Below are 13,858 nucleotides of genomic sequence, written 5' to 3'. Positions count from 1 at the left end.
AATCAATAACTGGTCGATAACTGTACAATAGTAATTATAAAATGAGTGATGTTACCCAAGCAGAATACCAATACAGTGAACTTCCCGCTTTAGAGCTTTTTGAACGTATGGGGTATACCAGTGGTAAAGCTACCCAACTGGATAAACGGAAAGATAATGCCGAAGTTATTTTTAAAGAAGAATTGTTAGCCGCAATAAAACGTATCAATCCCTGGATTAATGAGAATAACCTACAAAAAGCCTATCATACTATTAGTTCCGTTACTGGTACTTCTTTAATAGAAATTAATCAGGAAATTTGGGAATACCTACGGGGTGCAAAGCTGAGTTTAAAACAAAAAATCGACGGCAAAGAAGAATTTCACCCAGTCTATTTTATAGATTATCATAATCTTAAAAACAACCATTTTCAGGCCATCAGCCAGATGAAATTTAAAGGCAAGTCTTGGAACTCAGAACCAGATATTATGGTTTATGTAAATGGGTTGCCGCTTGCTGCTATTGAGTGTAAATCACCTAAAGCTCAAAATGCCTGGGAAGCTGCTTATGGTGATTTAAAATACTATCAGGATAATTCAGAGAAGCTTTTTCACTTCAATCAGTTAATGGTTGGTATCTGGCAGCTTGGCGGTAAATATGGGGCGGTAAATGCACCCAAACAATTTTATTCGGTTTACAAACCCCATAAAGAAGAAGACCTGAGCTTTTTGGGTGATAATCCAAGTCGGCAGGATATCCTTTTATATTCCATTTTCCGCAAAGAACGTTTACTGGATATTATCCGTCATTTTGTGATTTTTGAGAATGATAATGGACGAATTATAAAGAAGCTACCAAGGTATCAGCAATTACGAGCCACTAATAAAACCATCCAGAGGCTACAAGAAGACCGTGGTGGTGTGGTGTGGCACACTCAAGGTTCTGGTAAATCAATTACTATGGCCTATGTGACCCGAAAATTGATGTCACCAGAATTCGGGTTCGATAATCCAACGGTAATGGTAATGACCGACCGTAAGGATTTGGATAGGCAGATTACTACTACATTCCAAAATGTTGGGTTTAAGAATGTAACCCAAGCATCTTCTGTTGCTCATTTGGATACTTTACTAAGTAATGATTATGGTAAGATTATTACCACCACACTTCAGAAATTTCAAGAGACCGATAAAGACCAAACCGAAGTAGAGGAAACCGATAATATTAGGGTTGAAAAAACCATAGATAGCCAACGTAATAAGCTACTAAAAATCACCAAAGAACTCCAAAAAGGGAAATGGGTAGTTACAGAGAGAGAAGAAATTGAACTTGCCCATTTATCCAGTAAAAAGAACCTATACGTTCTGGTTGATGAAGCACATAGGAGTCATTATGGTTTTCTTGCCGCATTTATGCGTATGGTATTGCCACACGCTAAATTTGTAGCATTTACGGGAACACCAATAAGTAAAGAAGATAAGAGTACGTTGGGGGAATTTTATGGCGGTGACTACATCGATGTCTACACCATTAAAGAATCGGTTGCCGATAAAGCTACCGTAGAATTGTTGTACGATGAAGGGATAGCCCAACTAGATGTTAAAAAAGAAGAACTGGATAAAGAATTTGATGAGAAATTTAAAGATGCTTCAGAAGAAAAAAAGGATGTTTTAAAACGTGCTGCTTTACGGAAATACCAGTTATCCCATAATAGAATGCGGGACGTGGCCAAGCATATAATTACCCATTATCGTGATAAAATATATACTGATGGTCATAAAGCTATGTTGGTAACCGCAGGTCGTGAAGCCGCTATAAAGTATCAGAAGATTTTCAAAGAATTACAGGACGAAGAATTTCATCATTTCAAATCTAAGGTGATTATCAGTTTAGGTTCACCCAAATCAGATGAAATAGCTAAAGAATACTATACCGCTGTAGAACATAACAAAGAAAATCCTGATAACCCAAAACACATTTGGGTAACACCACCCGAAGACGTAAAAACGGCTACTGAAGATTATAAACTTCCATTTGGGGATGAAGATGAAAAGGAAAAATCTGGCAAGAAAAAATACGATAACACTGCGTTTCTAATTGTGAGTGATATGCTATTAACTGGGTACGATGCACCAATTGCGAGTGTGTTATATCTGGATAAATCACTAAAGGAGCATAATTTATTACAAGCCATTGCAAGGGTGAACCGTTCCAGCAAAGGTAAAGATGCGGGTTATATTGTGGATTACTACGGGATTTCTTCTTATCTCATTCAGGCAATGGAAATCTTCAGTGGGGATTTAAGACCTGATGATATTTTAAAAAATCTAGCTGAAGAATTACCAAGATTACAATTGAATCACAACAAGTTGGTTGAGTTCTTTAGACCGATGCGAATTGATAGACTATACGAACGTGAAAAGTATATTGATGCGGCTTTACGATTTATTGAACCCTTAGATAAACGAGATGAGTTCAAGGTGTTATTGAAAGAATTCAACAAGTCTATTCACGTTGTTTTACCGAACACCATGGCAATGAAATATGAAGATGACTTCAAGCTCTATAATGAAATAAAATTACGAGCCAGAAATGCCTATCCAGATGATGAAGATTTAAAAGTGAGTCATGACGAGAGTAGGATGCTACAAACAATGATTGATGAGCATTTGCGTTCCGAAGGTGTAGAGAATTTACTTGAAGAACCTATCTCTATTATCGATAGGGAAAAGTTCAAAGAAGAAATGATGAATGCTTCCCCAGCTACCAAGGAGTTGAAGATGCGTAATAATTTGAAGCACACCATTAAGGTTGGGTTAGATAAAAACCCAGATTTCTTCAAACCATTAGCGCAGCGTTTAGAAGAATTGCTTAAGCAGAAAAAAGAGCAACGGATTACCGAAACTCAATTGTTGTTAGCTTATGCTGGCTTGGTTGATGAGATTGTGGATGAACAAGAAGAAAGTAAAAGTAAGGGCTTCAATACAGAGCAAAAGAAAGCCGTTTACACTTCAATGAAGGCTATCTTTGCTGAAGGCGCAGAAGATGCAACACATACGCTATACGACCTTATTTCAGGTGAATTAAGTATTGTTGGGTGGTCAGATAAAAGTCGGGTAAAAAAAGATATAGAGAACAAGATAAAACGATTTCTTAGAAGCAAGCTTGAAAATACCGATGCTAAACAGAAAGCTAAAGATATATTGGATATTTTAATAAAGAATAAGGATGCCTAGAGTACTTTATGGTAATAAAACAATAGATTACTCCATTCAGGAACGAAATGGTCTTAAATCGCACTATATAACAGTAGAACGAGGAAATGGAGTTGTGCTTAAAGGTGAGCCAATTTCAGTAGAAAAATCTCAACAATTAGTACTCAAAAAAGCTAAATGGATAATCGATAAATTGAATTTGGTTGAAACCATTGAAGATGGTGAAATTGTTACAGGTTCAAGAATTCAGTATTTAGGTCGAAGATATTACACCCAAATATTTCAGGACAACACCGTTAGTTCTGTAAGTATCGATTTTAACGAGTCAAAATTTAAAATTATCGTTCCCGAAGATTATTCTCAAAATGATATTCAAAAAGCATTACAAAGTTTTTTTAGAATCAAGGCAGAAGAAAAACTAACACCAAGAATTAAAAAATGGTCTAGAGAAACTGGATTGAATTATGATGGGTTGAGGTTTATTCAAATGAATAAACGTTGGGGAAGCTGCACCCCTTCAAATAATATTCACATAAACATTGATGCAATAAAATTACCGTGGTCTTTAATTGATTATCTAATTGTTCACGAGTTAACCCATACAAGGATTAAAAACCATTCTAAAGAATTTTGGCTGGAATTATCCAAACATCTACCTAAATGGAAAGAGCTGGATGAGCGGATGACGGGTATGAAAATTTGATAATATCACCATGAAATTAAAACTGATCTCAATTTTTATAATAAGTTTTCTAACAGCATGTGATTCTGGAAATGATGAATTAGAGGAACCTGAGCAAAATTGTCTCAACAAAAAATTTGGTGAAACATTTGTTTTTGAACCAGGACAATGTGTTGAGTTAGAAGAATTACCAAACAAATATTTTTCTTTAAACAGTATTGGATCTGCTGAAAAGCGTCCGTCAAATGTTCCTCATGCAATAGTAGCCTATAGCATTGCCGAAGAAAATGCTTATACTGATAATGCGGAAGAATATATATATGAAGACTACGTAAATGACGGAATATCTTTTTCAGGTAGAATTCATTTTGTAGTAGATGGGAATATTTTTTACACCATGTATGTTGATGATATTGAGTTTACTGAAACGGAAACAGAATATATTTTTCATAAGCTAACAGTGAAATTTGGAGAGTTTGATCCGAAATACCCTGAAGCCTATGATTAGTATTGCAAATTTCATTTTTGCAATGCTTTTTATTTCTCGGTTATTTATGTACACTAACATTCCATATTAAACTACTTTACAAACCGAACACTTTATGATCAATATTAGTGTAATCAAAAAGTTTTGTGCAAACGATAGATTTTAGATTGATGAATTTTTTATTCCCGAGAAAAATTCGGGAATCATCTAAACTCCATTCTTGTCTACGGCTTTGAAGTCAAGTCCACTTTAAATCCTACTTCAAACAGATAATGGGTTTGCATACCTGGAGAAGCACATTACCGCTTTATTCCGCGAAATGCTCCATTTCGAGTAAAGAGCTTCTCTAATAACATCTTGGGCATCCTTTTTATTTTCCTAAGATGTATCTGACATATAATAGTTACCGCTCTTTGTGTATGCTTATACTTAACGAAGTAAAAAAGGACGCCCGCTAAATCGAAATTCCATTCTTTCATTTACCCCGCTTCCGGTTGTTTTTCAATTTCAGTATCTCTATTTCTTCCCCTGCCGTTGCTGTCCCTACCTTTTTTGTGATGCAAAATACCAATATTTAGAAGTTAGTCCAGACTGCATAAACCAGTCGCTTACTCCTTTTTTTAAGTCTTCCCTAATCCTAAATATTGAAAATGTATCCGCATAAAAAGAGAAAATAATAAACGGCCTTTAGGAGATGGGTCAAAAATTAAAGTAATAAACATTTCAAAAAAATGTACGCACACTAGCCTTCGAGCTTCAATTTAACATCGTCTAGTGAGCCGGTTGGCTTTCTGTTTTACAAGTTTATTGAGAAAACATTTTAAAATTGATGACGAAATGTTTAAACTGAAAGTGATATTTATTGGCACCGTCAAAGGATATAATATCACAAGGCTTACCTCTAAATTAAAAAGTTGTTTTCAGCCAATGCCTTGCGGACTTGCTCCTAGTTAACTTGCTTAGAACGAAACTTTGGCCAGGGTTAGAATTAATGTAGTAAAAAGGCTATACTAGCTTGAATTTTTTTCAGGATTAGATAATTTAAAAAGCTTTAGTTCAAGACTTTATTAAATTTGAATACTTTTAAAAATTTGATAAAATTGTAAACTATGATGTCTGAAATTTGTAGTTGGCATTTCAATGGGGTTAAAAAAGTATCAGTTTTAGCAAATTAAAAATTATTTCGGCTAAAAGGTTTGGCTTAATTTTAAGTTGGAATTTTTAATGAAAAACATATTTGTCTGGAAAAAAACATCGTAATACGGAAAAAATATTTTTTTAGAGAATAAAATCCTTTTAAAACTTATTAATACTTTGATTATATTCTTCTTTGAGGAATAAAGCAGAAAAAAATGAATTATGTTACTACGAACAAAAAGGAAAGAATTATTATTTGTTTTAGTTTTTTTGAGTGTGTCACTGAAGTATGTAAGTGCACAAGAAGTTTATGATCCTACCTGGGAGTCTCTAGATTCCAGACCGATACCAAGCTGGTTTGAAGATGCTAAATTTGGTATTTTCATCCATTGGGGACCATATTCCGTGCCTGCATTCACGCCAAAAGGGACATATTCTGAATGGTATCAATACTGGTTGGAAGAAGAAACTCTCTTTGGAAATGGCGACTTTAATGGAGACGAGGTAACGCAGTATCACCGGGCTACCTATGGAGACATCAACTATTATGAATTCGGTAAAATGTTCAAAGCGGATTTATTTCAGCCAAAAGAATGGGCTGAACTTTTTGAGAATGCAGGAGCAAGATATGTTATACTTACAGCTAAACACCACGATGGTTATGCTCTTTGGCCCAGTGAAGAGGCAAACGACCGGGGTTTCCCGTGGAATAGTTCAGAAATTGGACCTAAAAAAGATTTGGTGGGGCTATTGTCTGATGCTGTTAAGAACCAAGGATTGAAAATGGGATTGTATTATTCGCTATACGAGTGGTATCATCCTTGGTGGCAAAAGGACCAGAAACGTTTTGTCCGTGAACATTTGTTTCCACAAATTAAAGATTTAGTGCAAAAGTATGAACCTGATGTTTTATGGTCAGATGGAGAATGGGATTTACCTGCTGAAGAATGGAAAAGTAAAGAATTTCTAGCCTGGCTTTATAATGATAGTAATGTGAAAAATAAAATTGTAGTTAATGACCGTTGGGGAGAGGGAATACGTAAAAACCATGGTGGCTATTTTACTACGGAATACGAAGCGGAAGACGGGAGTTTCAGCCGACCTTGGGAAGAATGTCGGGGAATGGGTTTTTCTTTTGGTTACAATCAAAACGAAGATGCAGAAGATTATAATTCGGCGCAGGCCTTGACACTGATGTTAATCAATATAGTGAGTACTGGGGGAAATTTATTATTAGACATTGGTCCGGACTCACGAGGCAATATTCCCCCGATCATGCAAGATCGGTTGCTTAAAATTGGACAGTGGTTGAGAACAAATGGAGAGGCTATTTATAATACTAGACCTTGGAACGGTTCTTTTCAGTGGGGAAAAGGTACGAAAGATTACCATCCGGAACAACATTACCTCGGGGGCGATTTCATTTTAAAACAAACAATTAACCCAGAACCAGGTTTTGCTGTAAAAGAACTCTTTTTTACCCAAAATGCTGAAAACAAATATGTATTAGCTCCTAAGTGGCCTGGAGTGCAAATGAAGATTAAAAATGTAACATTTAAACCGGGAACAAAAATTACCCTGCTGGTCACTGGCCAAGAATTAAATTGGCAGCAAATTGGAAAGAATGTATTAGTTCAAATGCCTAATTACGATCCCAATATAATCAAGCCTGAAGAAGCTTATGCCTATGTTTTCAAAATAAAGGAAAAATGAATCTTCAAGTTCTTATTATACGGGCAGGTAGCTACGCTTAAAGTAAACTAGAAATTCAATACCGCTTAAGGTACCAACAGCTGGGAATTCTCATAGCCTAGTAACACCAGCCAATAGATTAAAATAAAAATTTTACAAAGTAATTTTGCGATTTTTTGTATGAATGTTTTGCTTATTTTCTATTTCTACAGTAGCTTAAAATAAAAGTGTGATTTCCATAATTAAGGAAGACTTTAAGAGCGAAGTTATGTTAAAGTGTGTCAATGTGATCCCAAATTTAAAACACATGGAAACACTTGAAGATGTTTACACCGCTATTGTGTATTTTGAACCAAAACATTTCTAAGAAAGAATGGGTTCAGGTTAAGAAGCTTTACGAACTGAATATTACAATCTTGGACCCTGATCGGGAATACCACGCTATGAACTTGGAAGAGCTGAAAATTTTATTCTGGCTGTTAGCCGCGTGATGGTTTTGTGCTTGGACAAAGCCGAAGTATAAATCAAGGTATGAGGTCACCTTCATTTAAAAATTAAGAAAATGAAATAATAAGAAATTTTCCAAATTTTGTGAAGAATATAATTTGATACTTTGGGTGCTTCTTTCTCCAGTAGATTTGTATCAGATTGAAAACTCTAAAAATTTATTTGACAACTTGAGTGAATATACTATAGGAACTATTCCACGAAATTTAAAAGGTGTGCCATCTAGGAATAAAACTACTTAAAGCAGTTGTCTACAATAGCGGGGCTAAACAAAATTTGAATTTCTTGCTGAGTATGGATCGACTTATGAAGTTTGGTTTGACGGTGTCCACACTAAAGGGAAAAGCAATCAAAAATATAAATATCAGTAGCCTCATAAATTTAGGGAAAACGAAACAAAATAACCAACCCCATTTTTTGCTTTAGACCTTCAATAAAAATTTAAATTAAAGGGTGTTTATTATACCCCTCCACCCCTAATCAAATAACTCTACTAGAACCATAGAGAAAGAAATTGTCTTTACAAGTAAAATATAAAAGATTGATTCCTGATAAATATTGAGATTTTTTACTTCTTAAGTTTTTTATTCAACTCAATATTAGGTATAGCGTAAAAAAAACAATTATCAACATATTTTTGTTGGCTCATTATTGCCAAATTAATTGAAGGTTAATTTAGTTAAGCATGGAATCTTTGACTATGAATTTATTATCAATTTCATTAGTATATAAAGATAGTCTTATAATAACAGCGTTAAGGTTCTTCATTTAACCTTTATCCATACTTCATAACCACAATTCGGTTTTCTACAAAAGTTTGAAAATTTCCTGAAAAAGTAATCTGTTCATTTTTAATTGGGTCTAAATTTTATACCCTTTTTTACCATCATCTCAAAAATCGAAAAACTTCATATGTGTATATATATTCTTAAAAAAATGAACTCTCATGCGTATAATGCAAAAAAAGTATCATTAGGAGCAAATAATTAGATATATGTTAAGTGAATATTAACATAATTTAGTTCGGTGGATTTGCGATAGTATATTCTTAAAAATGTTCTCAAACAGCCAAAAAAAAATATAAGGTCTAATAGTCTCACTAAATATTAATCTCATTTAATTAAAACGAAAAGTTTAAAACCAATCCAAATGTTAAACCATCAAACTATGACGAAATTATGAAAAATTTCATTTCCTGTAAATTCCTTGAATTTGAAAATTTGCCAAAAAAAATTAAACCGATGTTAACTTCATTTTTTCTAATCATTTCGCTTTTTAAGGTTGAGGCGAATTCTTACTCGGTTAAAGAAGCTAAAATAGCACAAGAAACTATAACTGTTACAGGTAGAGTTGTCGAAACTGGAAGCGGTATGCCTATTCCTGGAGCCAATGTTGTCGAAAAAGGTACTAATCACGGAGTGATGACTGATTTTGAGGGAAACTATTCGATAAAGGTGGCTGAAGACGGTGTGTTGGTAGTAAGTTTCGTAGGCTTCGCGCGAAAAGAAATTCCAGTAAACGGTAGAAACGAAATCGATATAGTGCTAGAAACAGAAGCAGCTGCATTGGACGAAGTCGTCATAGTAGGATATGGAACTCAAAAAAAAGTAAATTTAACCGGTGCGGTAAGTGCTGTGGATTCGGAAGTTTTTGAAGCCCGACCAATAACAAATGTAGGGCAAGGTTTACAAGGGGTAATTCCAAATTTAAATATAGATATGTCCAATGGAAGCCCCGGAAGTGGTACTACATTTAACGTTAGGGGAACCACTTCAATCAATGGCGGAAGTCCTCTTGTACTCGTTGATGGAGTGGAAATGGATCCTAATTTAATAAACCCAAATAATATAGAGAGCGTGTCGGTATTGAAAGATGCTGCTTCAGCCTCTATATACGGTGCTAGGGCCGCATTTGGAGTAATCCTTATTACGACTAAAGGAGGGGAGAAAAATAGAAAATCTTCAATAAACTATACCGGAAATTTTTCTTTCAAAAAACCTACTAGAATGCCTAAATATATGAACTCTCTGGACTATGTTGAGATGATGAATATTGCAGGAAGCAATAGCGGGGGCGGAGTATATTTTAATGATACATATGTTAACCATGTAAAAGAATATTTAAACAACCCCATACCTGTTAATGCTGTTTTTGTGGATCCGAATAATTCGGATAAGTATTTGTATGCAGGAAATACAGATTGGATTGACGCCTTATACGATGATTACACTACTAGTCAGCAGCATAATTTTAATATCAGTGGAGGGTCTGAGAAAACTACCTATTATGCGTCCTTAGGAATGGTAGATGAAGGTGGTCTTAATAGTTTCTTTGATGAAGACTTTAAGCGCTATAATGTAAATTTAAATGTTAGCACAGATATTTTGGAGTGGATAAATTTTTCTGCTAAGACCACATATAACAATACCGAGAAAGTATCTCCATATGGTAATATATTCGCGAACGGTGAAAATTTTGGATTCATTAGTGGAGATCTAAGACCTTTGATGCCTGTTTATCATCCTGATGGTAATTTTTCAGGTCAAGGACAATGGACAAATATGGCCGCAGTTAGTGCTCTTAGCGGAGATAGGAGCCGTAAAATAAATGATGTTTGGTTAACTGGTGCTTTGCAAATAACACCCTTTGAAGGGCTTATGTTTAATTTTGATTATACTACAAATTTTTACAGTAATATAAATAAAATACATCGAAAAGAAATTCAAGAGCATTATGCAAATCCTGATCTAGTGACACTTTACCCCTGGACAACACCTAGTTCTGCAGGTATGGATCAGGCGGATAATTATTATAACGCTTTAAATATATGGGGACAATACGAAAGAACTGTGAAAAAGCATTATGCAAAAGTTATGTTAGGCTTCAATCAAGAGTATACCCATAATCGTTGGTCATCTTTATCTCGTGATAATCTTATTAACAATGAATTAGGCGTGCCAGACCAGGCTACTGGTGAGAAATTTGTTGATTATTATGATAGAGAATGGGCCATAAGGGGAGCCTTCTACCGTTTTAACTACATTTATAATGATAAGTATTTGGTAGAACTTAGTGGACGTTATGATGGTTCTTCAAAATTCCCTAAGGAAGATAGGTTCGAATTTTTTCCTTCTATTTCAGCGGGTTGGAATTTGTCTGAAGAACGATTCATGTCTTTCCTAAAACCAGTTGTTAACAATCTAAAATTAAGAGCATCTTATGGTACGTTAGGAAACCAAGATGTTGCTGGCTTTTATCCCTATATATCTAATTTATCCACAAGTGCACAAAGTGGCTATATTCTAACCGGAGAGCAACCGGTAGCTATACATCCAGCTGGATTGGTAAGTCCGTCGCTTACTTGGGAGACCGTGAAGCAATCAAATTTTGGGCTGGATTATGCAATGTTGAATAATAGACTAAATGCTAGTATGGACTATTATATTCGAAGAACGGAGGATATGCTAACCAGAGGACAAACATTACCTGCTATTTTAGGAACTGCTGTACCCAATCAAAATGCTGCTGACTTAGAGACCAAAGGCTGGGAGCTGTCATTAACTTGGAAGGACAGAGTTAATGATGATTTTCTGTACGATTTAAATTTTATACTATCTGACAATAAAACAGAAATTACCAAATTTAACAATCCAGATGGAATTCTAAGCGATTATTATGTTGGGCGTGAAATAGGAGAGATTTGGGGCTATAAATCTAATGGTTTGTTCCAATCTGATCAAGAAGTTGAAAATGCACCTGATCAATCCAAATTATGGGGAGGAAATTGGTCTGCCGGAGATGTGAGATATAGCGATTTAAATGAAGATGGAGAAATAAGCCCGGGAGAAAGCACTCTAAGTAATCCGGGTGATAAAACAATAATTGGTAATACTACACCTCGTTATCGATTTGGTTTTCGTGGTGGATTGAATTGGAAAAGCTTTAATATAGCATTTCTCTTCCAAGGGGTAGGAAAACGAGATTACATGCCAGGTGGTAATTATTTTTGGGGGCTTACTAATGAATGGAATGTTCCCCAACAACATAGCTTAGACTATTGGACTTCTGATAATCCTGATGCATACTGGCCAAGACCGAGATTTAACCATGGCGGTAATTTCCAAACCTCAAATCGATATCTTCAGGATGCCTCTTACATTAGATTAAAAAATCTAACTGTGGGCTACACAATTCCCGAAGAATTTAGCGAAAAAGTATACGTACGAAATCTTAGGGTTTATATAAGCGGGGAAAATCTATGGGAATATAGTGAAATTTTGGATTCTTATGACCCTGAGGTTCTCAATCCTTCAACCTATCCTTTGCAACGTTCTTTGGCGCTTGGGCTTGATCTAACTTTTTAATTAATGTAAAACTAATAGAAAATGAAAAGGATATTAATTTTATTGCTTATTGCCAGTATTTCAGTTTTTTATGCTTGCAACGACGATTTTATGGATCGTAAACCATTAGACTCCATTAGTGATGATAATTTCTGGAATAAACCTGATGATCTTAGAAGCTTTGCTAATAGATTTTACTCTATACTCATTAATCCTGGATCTATTAGAAATTTCGATAACCAAAGTGATGTTAAAGTTCCAAGAAATCCAGATAATTATTTATACGGTGATTATATAGTTCCAACTACTGGAGGTGGCTGGTCTACGGGAAATTGGAGTAATATTCGTGCTGCTAATTATTTCTTAACCCGTTATTCGGAAGTAGTAGGAGATGAAAGTATGATAAATTCTTATGTAGGCGAAGTACGATTTTTTAGAGCTTTAGAGTATTTTAATAAGGTAAAAAGGTTTGGAGATGTACCTTGGTTAAATATGGATTTAAATATTGATGACACAGAAATATTATATGGCAAAAGAGACTCCAGGAAGGTAGTTATTGATTCTATCCTGGCCGATTTAGACTTTGCTATAGAAAACCTTGATGAAAAAGATAGAGTGGATAATGGTCGTTTACATAAAGCTGCTGCACAAGCTTTAAAGGCGCGAATTAGCCTCTATGAAGGAACTTTTCGTAAATATCACGGTTTAGGCGATTACGAAGAATTATTAAAAAAGGCAAAGAATACATCTCTCCAAATAATACAATCTAATAATTATAGTATATATAAAAACGGTCAGCCAGGAATTGATTATTATAATCTTTTTATTCAGGAGAATTTAGAGAATAATCCAGAAGTGATTTTGTCACGTTCTTTTATTAGTGACATTCAGACCCATAATGTTACTCGCCAAATGGAAGAGTCGTATACTGGTTTTAGTAAAAAAATGGTAGAATCCTATTTGGTTAAGGATGGTCTGCCAATAGCCTTAAGTGATTTATATTTAGGAGATAATACACTTTCAATGGAAGTAGAAAATAGAGATCCACGGTTATGGCAAACTATAGATTCGAAGAAACTTCCTTTCAAAATTGACGAGGCAGGAAATCCCGTTTATAATGAATTACCTATTGTAGATCCCAATTATTGCACGACTGGATACTGTGTTATTAAATTCCATTCACCATATGAAGAGCAATGGAATGCTAATCAATCAGATTTAGATTTGATAATTTTTCGTTATGCTGAGGTTTTACTCATTTATGCTGAAGCTGTAGCTGAGTTAGGTGAAATAGAACAAAACGATTTAGATATTTCTATCAATAAATTAAGGGAACGAGTAGCTATGCCCTTTCTAAATGTTTCTGTTGGGTTTAATGATCCAAATTGGCCCGATTATGGTTATGAGATCAATCCTTTACTACACGAAATAAGAAGAGAACGACGAGTAGAATTAGCCGCAGAAGGTTTTAGATGGGATGATTTAGTGCGCTGGAAAGCAGGAGAATTAGTGGAAAACCCAAAAACTGTTTATGGAATGAAAATATCTCCCGAAATGGCTGAGAAATATGGAAGTCGGTTGGAAAATATTCAATTGACAGAAGAAGGCTATATTGATGTATACCCGGATAGAGGGGCCCCTGAGTGGGTCGATAAGATGTACCTATATCCTATTCCTATTCAGGAACTAACTTTAAATCCTGATTTAGAACAAAATCCAGGTTGGTGATAAGATTAAATCATTCAAGTTTTAATATTAATATAGATATATCACTCTACCAGAAGTTTTTTGGAGCTATCAAATAATCCAGATGATA

The 13,858-nt window shown here is 34.9% G+C and carries 6 protein-coding genes; all 6 read left to right on the top strand.

Annotated elements, in window-relative coordinates; genetic code table 11:
* The first annotated feature begins 41 nt into the window (after nt 1-41).
* Nucleotides 42-3,215 (top strand): type I restriction endonuclease subunit R, encoded by a 3,174-nt coding sequence (locus tag I6U49_RS14060; RefSeq protein WP_198629297.1) that lies wholly within the window; start codon nt 42-44, stop codon nt 3,213-3,215.
* Complete coding sequence (locus tag I6U49_RS14055; RefSeq protein WP_198629296.1) at nt 3,208-3,897, top strand: M48 family metallopeptidase; 690 nt, start codon at nt 3,208-3,210, stop codon at nt 3,895-3,897. The genes I6U49_RS14060 and I6U49_RS14055 overlap by 8 nt, the downstream gene beginning before the upstream one ends.
* A gap of 10 nt (nt 3,898-3,907) precedes the next feature.
* The gene (locus I6U49_RS14050) at nt 3,908-4,384 is read left to right on the top strand and encodes a hypothetical protein (RefSeq protein WP_198629295.1); all 477 of its coding nucleotides are present in this window, start codon (nt 3,908-3,910) and stop codon (nt 4,382-4,384) included.
* A gap of 1,338 nt (nt 4,385-5,722) precedes the next feature.
* Nucleotides 5,723-7,213, top strand: a complete 1,491-nt coding sequence (locus I6U49_RS14045; RefSeq protein WP_198629294.1) for an alpha-L-fucosidase — start codon at nt 5,723-5,725, stop codon at nt 7,211-7,213.
* Between the two features lie 1,664 nt (nt 7,214-8,877).
* Nucleotides 8,878-12,063, top strand: a complete 3,186-nt coding sequence (locus I6U49_RS14040; RefSeq protein ID WP_232804734.1) for a SusC/RagA family TonB-linked outer membrane protein — start codon at nt 8,878-8,880, stop codon at nt 12,061-12,063.
* A 21-nt stretch (nt 12,064-12,084) separates the two neighbouring features.
* Entirely contained in the window at nt 12,085-13,770 is a 1,686-nt protein-coding gene (locus tag I6U49_RS14035; protein WP_198629293.1) for a RagB/SusD family nutrient uptake outer membrane protein, read from the top strand.
* Nucleotides 13,771-13,858: the final 88 nt, after the last annotated feature.

This window comes from Salegentibacter maritimus, assembly GCF_016236915.1.
GTDB classification, from domain to species: Bacteria; Bacteroidota; Bacteroidia; order Flavobacteriales; family Flavobacteriaceae; genus Salegentibacter; species Salegentibacter maritimus.
Note: the sequence above shows the minus strand (reverse complement) of the source record. Positions and strands in the feature narration are given on the sequence as shown.